Genomic DNA, 15,415 nt, shown 5'->3' with positions numbered 1-15,415 from the left:
GCAGCCGGCGCGCGGGCTACCCTCTGCCGTGCCGTCGTTCGTAGGCCAGGTGGTCGGCCTCGGCACGTCGGCGGCGGTCGGCATCGGCCAGCGCCGGATCGAGTCCGTGCTGGGCGAGCCGATGGCGGCGGTAGACGTACATGAGCGCCGCGGTGAAGTAGATCAACGGCAGATACAGCAACGCCATCATCGCTGCCCCCATCCAGAGGGGGCCGGGCAGCAACAGAAACAGGCACAGCAGCACGAGGATCGGGACGAGGATGCGCAGCAGATAGCGCCGCGTGGCTCCGGGGCCGGTGAGATCGTCGATCACCCAGGTCCCCATCGAGCCGGGGAGGGTGGCCCCGCAGACGTAGCGAATACGTTGTGCGAGCGTGGGTGTGGTGCGTTCGGTCATCAGGTATGTCGTTCTGTCGAAGTGAGCAGGTGAGCGTGGGATATGGCGTCGGGGGTGTGTTCGAAGATCTGGGCGTCACCTCCGGGCGGGAGAGCGCCGACTGCGGCGAGGCGCCGGCGGTGGTCGTCGCGTAGTCCGGACATCAGTACGGCGACGTGGTGATTGCCGAGTTTGGTGATGGCATCTTTGAGCACGAGTGCACCGGTGCTGTCGAGTGCGGTGATATGCGACATGCGCAGAATGACGACCCGGACATCGGACACCTCGGCCAACTCGAGCAGGAAGCGGTGCGCAGCGGCGAAGAACAGCGGCCCCTCGATGCGGTAGGCCACGATGTGTCGGCGTAAGAGCTGGTGTTCTTCGGTCGCGTCAGCATCGGTGGTCTGCAGGTCGAGGGGAATCTGTTGCAGCCTGGCCTCTTTGGCGACGGCGCGCAGCGCCAGCACGACGGCGATCCCGACTCCGATCGCGACCGCGGTGACCAGGTCCATCATGACGGTGACGCCGAATGTCACGGCCATGATGGCGGCGTCGCCGCGGGAGGCCCGAACGATGGCGGTCACCGACGCCGTCTCCGCCATCCGTGCTGTGGTCGCCAGTAGCACACCGGCCAAGGCGGCCAGCGGAATCTCGGCGACCAGGTCGGCGGCGGCATACATGATCGCAGCGAGGACGAGGGCATGGACCAGGGCGGCCAGACGGGTTCGGGCACCGGAACGGATATTGACGGCGGTACGGGCGATCGCCCCGGCAGCGGGGACGCCGCCGAACATCGGTGCGGCGATGTTGGCCAGCCCCTGCCCGAACAGTTCCCGGTCCGGATCGTGACGGGTGCCGACCGCCATCGAATCTGCCGCCGTCGCCGACAGCAGCGACTGCAATCCGGCGAGGGCAGCTACTGCGAGCGCCGGCCCGATCAATGATCCGAGCTGATCGAGATGGACGAATCCGATAGTGGGGACGGTTGATCCGGTGGGGATCGCGCCGATCGGGGCGAGATCCAGACCACACGTGTGTGCGACCACGGTGGCGCCGACCACGGCGATGAGGGCCAGTGGCAGCTTGGGCAGGAAACGGCCACCGGCCAGTACGACCGTTCCCACCAGCAGAGTGGTGAGAATCGGCGAGGGATGTGGATGGGAGACGAACTGCCGCACAGCGTCGAACGCGGTCTGCCACACCTTATCGCCCTCGGTCTGCGTGATGCCGAGGGCGAGCGGGAACTGCTGCAGGGCGATCACCACGGCAATTCCCACCGTGAAACCCTCCACCACCGGGGCCGGTATGTAGTGCACCGCCCGGCCGACACGGGCCAGGGCCAGCACCACCAGCACCAGTCCCGCCATCATCCCGACGGTGAGCACGCCCGAGGTGCCGTACTGGGCGACGATCGGCACCAGTACGACCGTCATCCCGCCGGTCGGGCCCGACACCTGGAAGCGCGATCCGCCGAACACCGCCGCCACGACTCCGGCCACCACTGCGGTTGTCAGGCCGGCGGCCGCACCGAGGCCGGAGCTGATGCCGAAACCGAGGGCCAGGGGAAGCGCGACCAGGGCGACCATGAGTCCGGCCAGCAGATCTGCGCCGGGTGCCCGCAGTGCCGGTTGCCAATCCGGACGGGACGGCAGGATCGCGCGCAGGGTCACCGTGACTCGGCCAGGCGTGTCTTCAGTTCCGCGAGCTGTTCACGCAGCTGTTCGGGCAGGCGGTCGCCACCGATTCCGGCGTACCACTCGTCGATGGAACGGGTTTCGTGGATCCACTCCTCGGTATCGACGACCAGGGCACGGTGGGCGAGTTCGCGGTCGCGGTCGTCGAGGCCCGACAGGTCCAGTGCCTGCGGAGTCGGCACGTAACCGACGGGGGTCCGCACGGCGTCGGCGGTGCCGTCGAGGCGCTCGAGTGCCCATTTCAGGACGCGAACGTTCTCGCCGAAGCCGGGCCACAGGAACGCGCCGTCGACGTCGCGCCGGAACCAGTTGACCTGGAAGATCTTCGGCAGCTTCGCGGGGTCCGCGGCGGCGCCGAGCCGCAGCCAGTGGGCGAAATAGTCGCCGACGTGATAACCGAGGAAGGGCAGCATCGCCATGGGGTCGCGGCGCACCACCCCGACGGCGCCCGCCGCCGCGGCCGTGGTCTCCGAGGACAGCACGGAGGCGGTGAAGACCCCGTGTGCCCAGTCGAACGTTTCGGCCACGAGCGGCACCGTGGTCTTGCGCCGTCCGCCGAAGAAGATCGCCGAAATCGGCACCCCGGCGGGGTCGCTCCATTCCGGTGCCACCGAAGGGCATTGTTCGATCGGGCTGCAGTACCGTGAATTCGGGTGTGCGGCAGGTTTTGTCGACTGCGGTGTCCAGTCCTGGCCGTGCCAGTCGATCAGGTGAGCGGGGGCGGTATCGGTCAGGCCCTCCCACCACACGTCGCCGTCGCCGGTGCGGGCGGTATTGGTGAAGATCGAGTTTCCGGCTTCGATGGTGGCGATGGCGTTCGGGTTGGTGTGTGCTCCGGTTCCCGGCGCGACGCCGAAGAATCCGGCCTCGGGATTGACCGCGTAGAGCCGGCCGTCGGCACCGAACCTCAGCCAGGCGATGTCGTCACCGACAGTTTCCGCTTTCCACCCCTCCAGTGCGGGTTCGAGCATGGCGAGGTTGGTCTTCCCACACGAGGACGGGAAGGCCGCGGCAACATAGTGGGTCCGGTTCTGCGGTGAGGTGAGCTTGAGAATCAGCATGTGCTCGGCCAGCCACCCCTCGTCGCGGCCGAGTACCGACGCGATCCTCAGGGCGAAGCATTTCTTGCCCAGTAGTGCGTTCCCGCCGTAGCCGGAGCCGTAGCTCCAGATCTCACGGCGTTCGGGGAAGTGCGAGATGTACTTGGTGGTGTCACACGGCCAGGCGACGTCGACCTGTCCGTCACCGAGTGGTGCACCTACCGAGTGCAGGCATTTCACGAACGCCGTGCCATCGGTGAGTTTTTCCCACACCGGGGTTCCCGAGCGCGTCATGATCTGCATCGACACCGCCACGTACTCCGAATCGGTAATCTGCACACCAAATTTCGGGTCCTCGGCGTCGATCGGTCCCATACAGAAGGCGATCACGTACATCGTGCGACCCGTCATGGCTCCGCGGTAGTGCTCGGTCATTACCGTGCGCATGTCCAGCGGGTCGACCCAGTTGTTGGTCGGGCCCGCATCCTCGCGTCGTTCGCTGCAGATGAAGGTGCGGTCTTCGACCCGCGCCACATCGTCGGGGTCGGAAATGCACCAGAACGAGTTCGGCTTCGCCTCGAGGCGGACGAAGGTTCCCTTGTCGACGAGCACCCGGCTCAAGCGGTCCCATTCCGAGCGTGATCCGTCGCAGAACACGATGTGTTCCGGTGCGGTCAGCTCCGCTACTTCGGCGACCCAGGCCAGTACGGCTTCGTGTTCGGTTGGTGCCGGCACGGTGGCAGGTGGTGCGGGACGCTCGGTCACGACAAGTCCTTCCTTCTGAATGTGTTAAGTGCCTAGTTAAGAAAAAATGCAATCAGAGGGTACGCGAAGGTCCTTGCCGGGTGGTGATCAGGCGGGCTGTTCCAACGCTTCCGCCTGGCCTGCGACTACGCCGGTGAGGATGGCCCGCGCCACGGTCAGTAGTTCCGCCACCCGAGGTGAAGTCAGTTCGTAGGTCACCGACAGTCCTTCGCGGCGCGCGGTCACCAGGCCCGCGCGCCGCAGGATCGACAGTTGCTGAGAGAGATTCGCGGACTCGATGCCGATGTCGGCCAGCATCTCCGACACAGCATGTTCGCGCTGGCTGAGCAGTTCGAGCACGCGCACCCGCACCGGATGACCCAACGTTTTGAAAAAGTCGGCTTTCATCTGGTACAGCGGGCGCTGTGTCCCCGGCATCGATGACCACTCCTTCTGCTGTATCCGCCCGAGCGGTTGCGCTGTTTGCGAAGTTTAGCAAACAGCTGAGGAGCTGCCGTTGGTGTCGGCGGTGCGCAGGCCGCGATTCACACTGATCAAGCCTGGATTACCTCGACGCGCACCAGTGCGCCCGGAGAATCGCAACTGGCCCACGACTGGTTCTGGCCGTACTGCACCGGGCCGTACTTCCAGTAGGTGAACGGGACCGGCCACGCGACACAGGTGAGCTTCACCTGCTGCCAGGTGGGGAGCTCGCAGTTGGCCATTCCGCCGGTGTTGAAGATGTTGTAGGTGTGGCAGTTGGCCTGCCACACCGGTACATCGGCCTGGGCTGCTCCGCTACCCAGCAGCACAGTGGCGGCGGTTGCGGTGGCAACGGCGGCGCCGGCGACGAGTCGCTTCACGTACATCATGGTCAGCCTCCTGCAGTGATCTTGTGTGAGACAGATCGCAGCGGGGTGGTGGCGTGTTACGTGAACTTTCCGGGGTGAATGCACGCTCGAGTCATCGGTGATGGCGAATTTCTGGTTATCGACCACCGGTGGTGCGGTTCGATCGCCCTTGTCGGCGGATGCGGTCGAGCGAAGTGGTTGTAAACAGTACTAAGGAATGAGTCGTAACTTCTTGTATGCCTGGATGGATGGTTGGTCGGAGTAGATGCCGGTACAAGTGCTTCTGGTGCCGACCGACCGGCGATCCGATACCTCTTCACAAAACGTGAATCTCGAGTAACATACTGGCTGCGAACGGCGGTCCGCCGTCGGGTTCGTGGTCAACAGGCAGGGGTGCCTGCGTCCAGCGTGCGGTGGTACGCGGGGGTGCGCGGCCGGAGGTGAAAGGACTTGCGTCGCAATGCTTAAGCGGCTGGATCGACTACTGAGTTACGAGATGAAGGTGTCCGAATTCTTGGGCACGCTGATCATCGTCGGGATCCCGTACGGGATCGTCGGGGTCGTCTGGACTCTCACGCACACCTCGCACCTGAAGGAGATGCACGGTATCGACGTGATCATCTCGTTTCTCGGGTCGATCGTCTGCTGGCCCGTGCTCACCTTCGCCGATGTCTGCATGACGTAGTCATGATGGTGCTGGTGTGGCTCATCGACATCTTGGTGATCGGAGTCAAGATCCTCGGTGGGCGAATCAAAGTCAATCCTGTTCTCCGATACGGCCTGTGGGTTGCGGTGCTGAGCGCTCTGGGGGCCGGCATCGCACTGCTCGGGGCGCTCCTGGTGTTGCTGCAGCACTATCTGGACGATCTCTCCTAGCTGCGTCACGGCTCAATTGGTAAGGAACACTCCATAACTTGTAGGCCGGGGCGCGTGTCGTGATCCCGACCTTCCGTCTGTATGTCAGGGCAATTCAACATTTCGCGCTGCCGAACCGATCTGTCATGGCTAGAATATTCAATAACTTATTGCTTGTGTTGCACCGAATCGGTGTGTAACACTGCACACGCTCTCCAGCCCGGTGGCGTAGATCACCACGAGGGGTGAGCTGTGAGAAAGGAACGACCGTTGTGACGTCGACCCGAGCGTCCGAGCAGCCGAGATCACCGGTGCCGCCCTGGCAGCCCGAAGAGGGGGAGTTGCAGCGGATAGTCGATGCCGCGGGAGGACTGTGGCGCCGGCATCCGCAGCGGTCGCTGGAAACGCTGGGCCGGCAGGTGGCGCTGGGCCGCGAGGCATTCGTGCAGCTGTTCCTGTCCCTGATGCAGCGGCGGTTTCCCTATCGGGAATTCATCAAGCAGTGCGCCTTCATGGCCAATGTATCCGCTGCGCCAACGGTTTTCGTTGCCATACCGATTGCCGTGGTGGTGTCGATCCAGGTCGGTGCACTCGTCAATCAGGTGGGTGCCACGACCTTCATCGGCTCGGTCGCGGCGTTGGGGATCATCCGTCAGGGTGCGCCGTTGGTGTCCGCACTGATGATCGCCGGTGCGGTGGGATCGGCGATCTGTGCCGATCTGGGGTCGCGCACGATCCGCGAGGAAATCGACGCCATGATGGTGATGGGTGTCGATCCCGTGCGCCGGTTGGTCGCCCCACGCGTGGCCGCGGCGGTGCTGGTGAGCGTATTGCTGTGTGGCTTCATCGTTTTCGTCGGTTTCGCCACCGCGTACATGTTCAATGTCTACGCACAGTCGGGTACGCCCGGGTCGTTCATCGGTTCATTCGCCTCGTTCGCGGTGGCACACGATCTGGTGATCGCTCTGGTGAAGGCTGCGATCTTCGGGGCGCTGACCGCGATCATCGCCTGCGATGTCGGGCTGCACACCAGTGGCGGTCCGGCGGGTGTGGCCAACTCGGTGAACTCCGCGGTGGTCAGCTCCGCGCTGATGTTGTTCGCCACCAACATCATTGCGACCCAGCTCGCGAACACGCTGCTGCCCACGAAGGTCGTGTGAGATGGCCAGCTCGTACATACCGCCGGCGGCGCGGCCGTTGCGTGCGGTCGGCAATGCCGCGCTCGCGCCGGTGCACGCCAACCAGCGCCTGGGACATCAAGCCATCACGTTCTTTCAAGCCCTGGCCGCGATCCCGTTCGCGCTCGAGAAATATCGCAAAGAAGTGGCCCGGCTGATCGCGGATGTGAGCTGGGGAAACGGTTCACTGATCGTCGGTGGCGGCACCATCGGCGTGGTTTTCATCCTGTGTTCGTTCGGCGGAATCATCGTCGGGATGGAGTCGTTCACGGCCCTGAATCTGCTGACGATGAGCCCGCTGACCGGCGCTATTTCCGGCTTCGCCACCACCCGCGAGCTGGGGCCGATCCTGGCGACGCTGGCGTTCGCGATCCAGGCCGGATGCCGGTTCACCGCGCAGCTGGGTTCGATGCGGATCTCCGAGGAGATCGACGCGCTGGAATCGTGTGCGATCCGGCCGTTGCCGTATCTGGTGAGTACCCGGATGATCGCGGCAACCCTGACGATCGTCCCGCTCTACAGCATCGGGCTGGCCGCGGCGTATCTGTTCACCAAGTTCACGGTGCTGTTCCTCGGTGGCACCACCTCGGGCACCTACGACCACTACTTCTTCCAATTCCTGCTCGGCCCGGACCTGTTCTGGTCGCTGCTGAAGGTTGTCATCTTCACCCTGCTGGCGACCTTCATCCAGTGCTACTACGGCTACGTCGCCAGTGGCGGCCCGGAAGGGGTCGGGGTGGCGGCCGGGCGCGCGATCAAGATGGTGATCGTCGTGATGGTGTTCGCGAACCTCTTTCTCACGCTGGCAATTTGGGGCATCGACCCCGGATTCCGGATCTCAGGATAGGTGTCGTCCGTGATTCTCGATCCCAGTGGCCGTGGCGCGAGCGCCCGTCAGCTGACGCTGGCCGGACTGGCCATGCTGCTCGCGCTGGCCGCGGCGCTGTATCTGCTGGCCCTGCGCTACACCGGACAATTCGCCGAAAAGGTGCCCGTGAACGCGATTCTGACCAGTACCGGAGACGGACTGCCCGGCCACGCCGACGTGAAGTTCCGGGGAATGGTGGTGGGCAGTGTGGAATCGGTGGAGGTGGTGGCCGCGGGCAAGAGTCAGCGCGCCGAGCTGTCGCTCAAACCGCGCGTCGCCCAGACGATTCCGGCCAATGTCACCGCGCGGGTGATTCCGAACAACCTGTTCGGCGTGACCGCGATCCAGCTGGTCGACAACGGCCCCGATACCGCGACCCTGCATTCCGGTTCCACCATTGCCGAAGATACCGGCGAGGCGACGGTGCAGCTGCAGACCACGCTGAATGTGCTGCGCACCGTGCTGACCAATATCCAGCCCGAGAAGCTGGGCCGGGTACTGGCCACACTGTCGGCGGCGTTGGAGCCCTCGGCGCGGGTGCCCGGCTCGACCGTCGAGCGCCTGGACACCTGGCTCACCACGGTGCACAGCATCCCCGAGATCGGTGATCTGCTGGGCAATCTGGGCCGGGCCGCTACCGCGCTCAGCGAATCCGCACCCGAACTGGTGGGCGTGCTGTCGGATTCGGTCACCACGGCCCGCACCCTGACCGAGCGCCGGTCGAACCTGGTCGCATTGCTGACCAATGCGAGCAGCGCGGTCGATTCGGTGAACGGGCTGTTCGCCCGCAATCCCGATTCGGGTAAGTACCTGGTGTCCGGGCTGGACGACCTCTTCGGTGGTCTGGCCAAGGATCCGGAGGCTATTCCGTTCACCGCGGCGAACCTGAACACCGCGCTGCAGCGGTTGCAGACCACCTTCCACTACGGGCCCAAACGCCAGATGGTGTGGACGATGGATGCCTCGCTGACACCGTTCCAGCAGTACACCGCCCAGGACTGCCCGCACTACGGTGATATGTCCGGGCCGCGCTGCGGCGGGCCGACCGTGCCGGTATCCGAGCCGCCGCAGGTATTCCCGCCGCAACAGGTGCCGCAGTGGCTCGATGCCGCCGGCCCGCGGCCGCTACCGGCTCCGGTCCCGGCCCCGGCGGCGCAGCAGCAATCCCTGATTCCCGGGCTTCCTGCCCTCCCGGGGCTGCCGGCGCTGCCCGGTCTGCCGAGTCTGCCGCAGATTCCCGGCATCACGGCGCCGGCTGCCGCCGACGACGATCATTCGGATGCCGCAGCCACCCATCCGGCCTCGCTGCGCGGGCCCGCCGCGGTCGCCGCGGTCGTGGGCGGCAGACCGAATCCGGCGCAGCTGCTGCTGCTGGGATCGATCCTGGCCGGCGGTCATCTGACGGTCACGATGTACCCGAAGGGGGTGTGACGCAGTGAAATCCGCGAAGGCACTGACCGGCTTCACCCTGTTCGCGGTGATCGCGATCGCGCTGACCTCGACCATCTACGGAACCCTGCAACGGACCGTGCCCGGATCGACCGACCGGTACTCCGCGGTGTTCTCCGATGTGCTGGGCCTGCGCGTCGGTGACGACGTGCGCATGGCCGGTGTCCGGGTCGGGCGGGTCGACAAGATCGACTTCGCCGACGACTACGAGGCCGGGGTGGAGTTCAGCATCCAGAACGACCAGCATCTGACCACCACCACCAAGGCATTGGTGCGGTACCAGAACCTGATCGGCCAGCGGTATGTCGCGCTGGCACCGGGGGACGAGCCGGGGCAGCCGCTACCGGCCGGTGGGCGCATCCCGATCGAGCACACCGAACCGTCGTTCGACGTCTCCGCATTGCTGTCGGGCTTCGAACCGCTGTTCTCGGTGCTGCAGCCGGACCAGGTGAACTCCCTGTCCGACACGTTGATCCAGGCATTGCAGGGGAACCAGGTGTCGCTGAGCGCGCTGATCACCCAGGCCGCGGAGCTGGCCGGGACCTTCGGACAGCGCGACAAGATCCTGGGCGATGTGGTGTCGAATCTCAGTAGCGTGATGGCCGGTCTGGCCCACCGCAGCGGCGAACTGGAAACGCTGATCACCCAGACCCGATCGCTGATGGACGGGCTCTACGCCCAGGGCGAGGCGTTGAAATCCTCGGTCGATCAGGTGGCGGTGTCCACCGACTCGCTGGTCGATCTCGTGGCCCAGGTGAAGCCGGGAATCGCGGCTGCGCAGAACAAGGCGACCTCCGGTGTGGCGTTGCTGCTGCTCAACGGTGCCGCATTGGACCGGGCCGCGGTGCAGCTGCCCAATGCGCTCAACCGGGTGGCGCAGTTCTCCAGCTACGGCACCTACGCCAATGCCTATTTCTGCGGTCTCGACGTATCGCTGTGGGGTGTCCTGCTGCCGCCGGGGCTGTTCTCCCAGATCGGCGGCAACGGGCATTCGGAGGTGTGCCGATGAGGGCGCGAATTCCACGACCGAACCTGCCGAAGGCGCTCGGATTCCTGCGCAACCGGTACCTGCGGCTGGGCCTGATCGCCTCGGCGACCGTGCTGATCCTGCTGGTCGGGTCCAGTGTGCTGACCCAGGCGAAACTGGGGGACAAGACGATTCACGCCGAATTCGCACAGGCGGCCGGGCTGCGGTCCGGGGCCACGGTGGACGTTTCCGGTATCGAGGTCGGAACGGTGCACGCGGTGCGGCTCGACGGCGCGAAGGTGATCGCCGATATGAAGGTCCGCCGCGATCTGCGCCTGGGTGACGATGCGCGCGCGGCAGTCGAGATGTCGACGATCCTGGGCCGGCTGCACGTGGATCTCGAGCCGGGCAAGGGTAAGGACATGCCGGGCGACACGATTCGGCTCGACCACACCAGCGTCCCCTACAACCTCAGCAAGGTGATCCAGGACCCGCAGTACAAGGCGTCCTTCGATCGGATCGATCGGATCGATCCGGACAAACTGCGTACCGCGCTGGACACCATGAATCGCCAGATGGGTGATTCGCCGCAGCTCGCGGTGCAGGCCCTGGACAGTATCGGTGCTCTTGCCAAGGTGATCAACGACCGCCGCGACGAGGTCGACACCCTGTTGAAGGGGATGGATCAGGTCTCGCAACTGGTCGCCGACAATCAGAACAGTGTGCTGATGTTGCTGACCCGGGGTGAGGCGATCGGCCAGGCGGTGCAGCAGCGCCAACAGCTGTTGAAGAACCTGCTCGACAATGTCGCCTCACTGTCGAAGTTGCTGCAGGACATGGGCTTGGAGAACAACGGGCAGTTCGGCCCCATGATCCGGGATCTGAACACCATGTCCCAGGGGCTCGAGAAGAACAAGGCCAATCTGGACCGGCTCTACGAGATCATGCCGGTCACCTTGCGGCAGTTCAACAATGCGCTGGGCAACGGGCCCTACGGTGAGGTCTACGTGCCGTGGGGATTGTTCCCGGACAACTGGCTGTGCTTCGCGCAGGTCGTACAGGGGTGTAAGGGATGAAACTACGCGCGCTCGCCACACTGGCCGCGGTCTGCCTGATAGGGATCGTGACCTCGAGTTGTTCGCTGTTGCCGGGCACCCTCGGCACCGCCGCCGATCAGACGCTCGGTGAACATCTGCGGATCAGTGCGGATTTCGAGAATGTCGCCGGTCTGTACGCCGGGAACGAGGTCGACGTGCTGGGCGTCCCGGTCGGTTCGGTGGAATCGGTCGAGGCCAAGGGCAGCTATGTCCAGGTGGTCATGCAGATCGACAAGAACGTGAAGTTGCCGGCGAATGCGATGGCCGCGCTGGTGAATCCGCAGTTGATCACCAACCGGCACATCGAGCTCGCGCCCGCCTACGAGGGCACCGGGCCGACACTCGCCGACGGTGCGCATATTCCGTTGCTGCGCACCAGGGTTCCGGTCGAACTCGACCGGATCATGAAAACGTTCGACGAAATCGGCGCCTCCCTGAAGGGCAGCAGCGAATCGGGTCCGATGGCCAGCAGGGTGTTGTTTCCCCTGCTCGACGGAAATGGTGACCGGTTACGCGAAACCCTGGACGCGCTTTCGGGCGCCTTCGAGACCACCTTCGCGAACAAGGACCAGATTTCGAACACGATCGTGAAACTCAACGACGTCACTCAGGTGATCGCTCAGAACGACCAGACCGTGCGGAATTTCAGCGGCCGTATCACCGAGCTCGTCCAACTGCTCGGTGACCAGGCGCCGGGGCTGCAAGCCGTGCTGACCCAGTTGAACGATTTCGTTGCCAACACCTCCGCGGTGGTGGGGAAGAACAAGGATCAGCTCGCCGGCGCGCTGACACGTTTTGTCTCCATCAGCAACGAGATGCGCGCCAATGCACGCAATCTGACCGAGATCGTGGATGTGGCACCGCTGATGTTCGAGAACCTGTCCAATGCGACCAGCTACGAACATCAGGCGCTGCGCCTGCACGGTCTGCTCGACAAGTCGGTGCTCGACGGTGAGGCATTGTCCACCTTCTGTGAGCGGGTGATGATGCGCCTGGACGGCTGCCGTACCGGCAAGATCGCCGATATGGGTCCCGATTTCGGGCTTACCGCCGCACTTCTGGGGATCAGCGGAAAATGACCGTATCGAAAGGCCGAAAGATACACCGCCGCACCGCATTCGCCGCCCTCGTGACCGCTACAACGCTCGGCGTGAGCGGGTGCGGGCCGACGTTGGAGAACGTGCCGATGCCCAAACCAGGGATCGGCGGGCCCGGATATACCGTGCACGCCGCGTTCACCGATGTGCTGAATCTGCCCGATCATGCCCATGTGCGCATCGGTGGCACCGATATCGGCACCGTCACCGGTATCGAGACCACCAACTTCATCGCCGATGTGACGATGCTGATCCGCACCGACATCACGTTGCCGCGTGGCACCACCGTCGAGTTGCGCCAGGCGACCCCGCTCGGCGACATGTTCGTGGCGATGACATTGCCCTCGCAGCAGCAGGCCGGGGAACCACTGCGTGACGGGGACACCATCGGCACCGATCACACCGGGACGGCGGCGTCGGTGGAACAGCTGATGATGTCGGTGGCCATGCTGGTCAACGGTGGCGGAATCAACCAGGCCGCGCAGATCACCTCGCAGATGAACTCGATGTTCTCCGGCCGTGGCCCGCAGCTGTCCCACCTGCTGGGGGAGCTGACCAGTGTGATCACCGCACTCAATCGGCGCACCGGTGACATCGATGCCGCGTTGCAAGGGCTGGATTCGCTGTCGGGTGAGCTCGCGAAACGGAAGAAGGAACTCGGCGAGGCCGCCGATACCTTCCCGCAGCTCCTCGGATTGGTGAACGAGAACAATCAGCGCATCGTCGATCTCACCACCAAGGTGTCGACCACGATGGCCGCGCTGGGTGACTTCACCGACACCTCGAGTCCGCAGTTCCTGAGCTTGTTCGACAGCATTCAGAAACTCATGTCGGGTTTCACCGAGATGGACGGCAACCTCACCCAGGCACTCGACGGGCTCAATCAGATGTATCCGCCGTTGATGGCCAGTTTCCGTGGTCCGGGCCTGGCCGTGATGCCGACGGTGTCGTATCTGAGTATCGGTGCCCTGACCGATCCGCACGGTAGCCGGTGGCCCGAAATCGGTGATGTCCCGGCCTTCATCGGAAGTTTGACGCAGGTGTTCGAGAAGGTGTTCGGCCGCGTGATCAGTCCACCCCAGCCGGTACCCGGTATGCAGCCCGGGCAGGTCCCCGGCACCCAGCCGGTTCCCGGCAGTGTCCCGCCGGACGCCGCCGCCCCTGCGATACCGGAGGTTCCTACCGAACCGCAGCAGCAGGGTGGTGACCGATGAATACGCCACTGTGGAACTGGGTGGTCCGGCGCCGGATCGCGCTGGCCAATCTGAGTCTGATCGTCGTACTGGTGATCGGGACGGGATATCTGGGCCGATATGTTTTGCGGTTCAACCTGATTCCGCACACCTTCGATGTCACGGTGCAGCTGGCCGACTCGGGCGGCATCATGGCCGGCAACGACGTGACCTTCCGCGGCACCCGGGTCGGCGAGGTCACCGATGTGCGGGTGGCGGGTGACGGGATCGAGGCGATCGCCGAAATCGACGACGACGCACGGATTCCCGTCGGTGGCACCGTGCACGTCGGGCGGCTGTCGGCCGCGGGGGAGCAGTACCTGGACTTCCGTCCCGAGGCCGACACCGGCCCCTATCTGTCCGACGGTGCCGTGGTGGAGCGGGCCCGTACCAGCACACCGATTCCGGTGCAGAATCTGCTGACCGATCTGAGCGGGTTCATCGGTGGTATGAACCCCGGCCGGCTCACCGTGATCGTCGACGAACTGGACAAGGCGCTGGCCGGTGGACCGGACCGGTTGCACAACATGATCTCCGGCATCAGCCGGGCAATGGCAGGACTGAACGATCTGCTGCCGCAGACCCAGCAGTTGATCGAGAACCTCGAGGTGATCGCCGAGACGACCTCGCACGCTCAGCCCGATCTCGGGACGCTGACCGCCGCCGGCAGTGCCCTGTTCCAGCAGGCCACAGCGGCCGACAACGAGATTCGCACATTCCTCGACCAGGGACCGGGCGAGTTGTCGACGCTCGGCGGTGTGGTGACGCAGAACGTGGATCCGATGACCGACCTCATCACCAACTTCGTCGCCATCACCAAGGCCGCCAAGCTGCGTCAGCCCGCGATCGAGGCCTTGTTCCCGGCACTGCGTAAGGGGATTCAGGCCTTGGGTGTGCCCGCCCACGACGGTTCCTATCACACTCTCGCCGATTTCTGGCCGCGCCCGACCTGTGAGTACGACACCATTCCGGTCGCCCCCACCAAGATCATGACCGATACCCGGGTGCGGCTCTACAACTACTGCCTCACCTCCGATCCCGCACTGCAGGTTCGTGGTTCGGCCAACGCACCGCGGCCCGACGTGCCGGACAACGGCTCCGGCCCACCCCCCGGAGTCAGCGGTAACGAAATGTCCCAGCCGATTCCGCCCGGCACGGTCCCCGACAACTAGGAGTACAGCTATGAGCGCCGACGAGACGAGTGCCACCGGCGATCGCGAGCAGCCCGCCGGATCAGGCGAGGCCGAGGGCAGCAGCGCCGATGCCGCGGTGCACACCCCGGCCGCGCAGTCGACCGAATCCGCGGCGGAGGCGGGCCGGCCCGCCCCCGCCGAGACACCGGGGCCCGCGGTTGCCGATACCGAAAGCACAGCGGCCCGGTCGATGTCGCGCGGGGCGGCGCTGCGTTCGGTGTTCGGCCGGCGGGGTGTCGCGGTCGGCCTGCGCGCCGCCGTCGCGGTGGTACTCGGCGCTGCCGTGGGCACCAGCATCTACTTCTATCAGCAGAACTCGCACCATGAGGACGTGCTGGCCGCGCAAGCACAGGCTCGACAGGCCGCCTGCGCGTACGGGCCGGTGGTCTCGACCTACGACGCGAAACATCTCGACACCTACGTCCACGATGTGCTCGCCGGCGCCACCGGGGAGTGGAAGAAGCAGTTCGAGTCCAACAGCAAGGATCTCAGCGATGTGCTGGCCAAGGGAGAGGTGGTCGCGAAATCGACCGAGGTGCAGTGCGCGATCAAATCCGGTGACGAGAACTCGGCCGAGGCGATCGTGGTGATCGGGCAGACCATCACCAGTCTGGGCACTGCGGGCAAGCCGGAACCGGGCCAGCTGTCGACGGTGATGCGGTTGCAGAAGCAGGGTGACCGCTGGCTGGTCGACAAGGTCGGCACCCCGCTGACGGCGATGCCGCCGCAGTCCTAGCCGCCGTGCGGCCCCCGCCGAGCCCGGTGTCGCCGCGC

Annotated in this window: 16 protein-coding genes; 11 read left to right on the top strand and 5 right to left on the bottom strand. The window is 65.0% G+C overall.

The genetic code is table 11. From position 1 onward, the window contains the following. Positions 1-16 precede the first annotated feature (16 nt). The 5 genes from NV2_RS02495 to NV2_RS02475 form a co-directional block, all read right to left on the bottom strand. Positions 17-397 (bottom strand): DUF5313 family protein, encoded by a 381-nt coding sequence (locus NV2_RS02495; protein WP_067868456.1) that lies wholly within the window; start codon positions 395-397, stop codon positions 17-19. After that, positions 397-2,040 (bottom strand): SulP family inorganic anion transporter, encoded by a 1,644-nt coding sequence (locus NV2_RS02490; RefSeq protein ID WP_067869246.1) that lies wholly within the window; start codon positions 2,038-2,040, stop codon positions 397-399. Before NV2_RS02490 ends, NV2_RS02495 begins: the two co-directional genes overlap by 1 nt. A gap of 2 nt (positions 2,041-2,042) precedes the next feature. Continuing rightward, the gene (locus tag NV2_RS02485) at positions 2,043-3,875 is read right to left on the bottom strand and encodes a phosphoenolpyruvate carboxykinase (GTP) (RefSeq protein ID WP_084473777.1); all 1,833 of its coding nucleotides are present in this window, start codon (positions 3,873-3,875) and stop codon (positions 2,043-2,045) included. 87 nt (positions 3,876-3,962) lie between these two features. Next, the gene (locus NV2_RS02480; protein WP_067868450.1) at positions 3,963-4,292 is read right to left on the bottom strand and encodes an ArsR/SmtB family transcription factor; all 330 of its coding nucleotides are present in this window, start codon (positions 4,290-4,292) and stop codon (positions 3,963-3,965) included. Positions 4,293-4,408: 116 nt separating this feature from the next. Further along, complete coding sequence (locus NV2_RS02475) at positions 4,409-4,726, bottom strand: hypothetical protein (RefSeq protein WP_067869242.1); 318 nt, start codon at positions 4,724-4,726, stop codon at positions 4,409-4,411. Between the two features lie 439 nt (positions 4,727-5,165). Here NV2_RS02475 and NV2_RS02470 point away from each other — a divergent pair, with 439 nt between their 5' ends. The 11 genes from NV2_RS02470 (at position 5,166) to NV2_RS02420 (ending at position 15,377) form a co-directional block, all read left to right on the top strand. Further along, entirely contained in the window at positions 5,166-5,390 is a 225-nt protein-coding gene (locus NV2_RS02470; RefSeq protein WP_067868447.1) for a hypothetical protein, read from the top strand. Positions 5,391-5,392: 2 nt separating this feature from the next. Beyond that, positions 5,393-5,581 carry a hypothetical protein gene (locus NV2_RS02465; RefSeq protein WP_067868444.1) on the top strand — a complete coding sequence of 63 codons (189 nt, stop codon included), beginning with the start codon at positions 5,393-5,395 and terminating at the stop codon, positions 5,579-5,581. A gap of 290 nt (positions 5,582-5,871) precedes the next feature. Further along, positions 5,872-6,720: an MlaE family ABC transporter permease gene (locus NV2_RS02460; RefSeq protein WP_067868441.1), complete on the top strand. Its 849-nt coding sequence runs from the start codon at positions 5,872-5,874 to the stop codon at positions 6,718-6,720. Position 6,721: 1 nt separating this feature from the next. Continuing rightward, positions 6,722-7,585, top strand: a complete 864-nt coding sequence (locus tag NV2_RS02455; RefSeq protein WP_067868440.1) for an ABC transporter permease — start codon at positions 6,722-6,724, stop codon at positions 7,583-7,585. 9 nt (positions 7,586-7,594) lie between these two features. After that, entirely contained in the window at positions 7,595-9,037 is a 1,443-nt protein-coding gene (locus NV2_RS02450; protein WP_067869239.1) for an MCE family protein, read from the top strand. 4 nt (positions 9,038-9,041) lie between these two features. Beyond that, positions 9,042-10,064, top strand: a complete 1,023-nt coding sequence (locus tag NV2_RS02445; protein WP_067868437.1) for an MCE family protein — start codon at positions 9,042-9,044, stop codon at positions 10,062-10,064. Continuing rightward, positions 10,061-11,098 (top strand): MlaD family protein, encoded by a 1,038-nt coding sequence (locus NV2_RS02440; RefSeq protein ID WP_067869236.1) that lies wholly within the window; start codon positions 10,061-10,063, stop codon positions 11,096-11,098. Before NV2_RS02445 ends, NV2_RS02440 begins: the two co-directional genes overlap by 4 nt. After that, the gene (locus tag NV2_RS02435; RefSeq protein WP_067868434.1) at positions 11,095-12,198 is read left to right on the top strand and encodes an MCE family protein; all 1,104 of its coding nucleotides are present in this window, start codon (positions 11,095-11,097) and stop codon (positions 12,196-12,198) included. Before NV2_RS02440 ends, NV2_RS02435 begins: the two co-directional genes overlap by 4 nt. After that, positions 12,195-13,430 (top strand): MCE family protein, encoded by a 1,236-nt coding sequence (locus NV2_RS02430; RefSeq protein WP_084473775.1) that lies wholly within the window; start codon positions 12,195-12,197, stop codon positions 13,428-13,430. Before NV2_RS02435 ends, NV2_RS02430 begins: the two co-directional genes overlap by 4 nt. Further along, positions 13,427-14,620: an MCE family protein gene (locus NV2_RS02425; protein ID WP_067868432.1), complete on the top strand. Its 1,194-nt coding sequence runs from the start codon at positions 13,427-13,429 to the stop codon at positions 14,618-14,620. Before NV2_RS02430 ends, NV2_RS02425 begins: the two co-directional genes overlap by 4 nt. Positions 14,621-14,630: 10 nt before the next feature. Next, complete coding sequence (locus NV2_RS02420) at positions 14,631-15,377, top strand: Rv1363c family protein (RefSeq protein WP_067868429.1); 747 nt, start codon at positions 14,631-14,633, stop codon at positions 15,375-15,377. Positions 15,378-15,415: the final 38 nt, after the last annotated feature.

The organism is Nocardia vermiculata NBRC 100427, assembly GCF_001613265.1.
GTDB lineage: Bacteria > Actinomycetota > Actinomycetes > Mycobacteriales > Mycobacteriaceae > Nocardia > Nocardia vermiculata.
The sequence above is the reverse complement of the archived record's forward strand: the minus strand, read 5'-3'. Positions and strand labels throughout refer to the sequence as shown.

Excerpts from the sequence above, each read along its gene's own strand:
- NV2_RS02495 (WP_067868456.1), bottom strand. The coding sequence starts at position 397 with ATGACCGAACGCACCACACCCACGCTCGCACAACGTATTCGCTACGTC.
- NV2_RS02480 (WP_067868450.1), bottom strand. The coding sequence starts at position 4,292 with ATGCCGGGGACACAGCGCCCGCTGTACCAGATGAAAGCCGACTTTTTC.
- NV2_RS02475 (WP_067869242.1), bottom strand. The coding sequence starts at position 4,726 with ATGATGTACGTGAAGCGACTCGTCGCCGGCGCCGCCGTTGCCACCGCA.
- NV2_RS02470 (WP_067868447.1), top strand. The coding sequence starts at position 5,166 with ATGCTTAAGCGGCTGGATCGACTACTGAGTTACGAGATGAAGGTGTCC.
- NV2_RS02465 (WP_067868444.1), top strand. The coding sequence starts at position 5,393 with ATGATGGTGCTGGTGTGGCTCATCGACATCTTGGTGATCGGAGTCAAG.
- NV2_RS02455 (WP_067868440.1), top strand. The coding sequence starts at position 6,722 with ATGGCCAGCTCGTACATACCGCCGGCGGCGCGGCCGTTGCGTGCGGTC.
- NV2_RS02440 (WP_067869236.1), top strand. The coding sequence starts at position 10,061 with ATGAGGGCGCGAATTCCACGACCGAACCTGCCGAAGGCGCTCGGATTC.
- NV2_RS02435 (WP_067868434.1), top strand. The coding sequence starts at position 11,095 with ATGAAACTACGCGCGCTCGCCACACTGGCCGCGGTCTGCCTGATAGGG.
- NV2_RS02430 (WP_084473775.1), top strand. The coding sequence starts at position 12,195 with ATGACCGTATCGAAAGGCCGAAAGATACACCGCCGCACCGCATTCGCC.
- NV2_RS02425 (WP_067868432.1), top strand. The coding sequence starts at position 13,427 with ATGAATACGCCACTGTGGAACTGGGTGGTCCGGCGCCGGATCGCGCTG.
- NV2_RS02420 (WP_067868429.1), top strand. The coding sequence starts at position 14,631 with ATGAGCGCCGACGAGACGAGTGCCACCGGCGATCGCGAGCAGCCCGCC.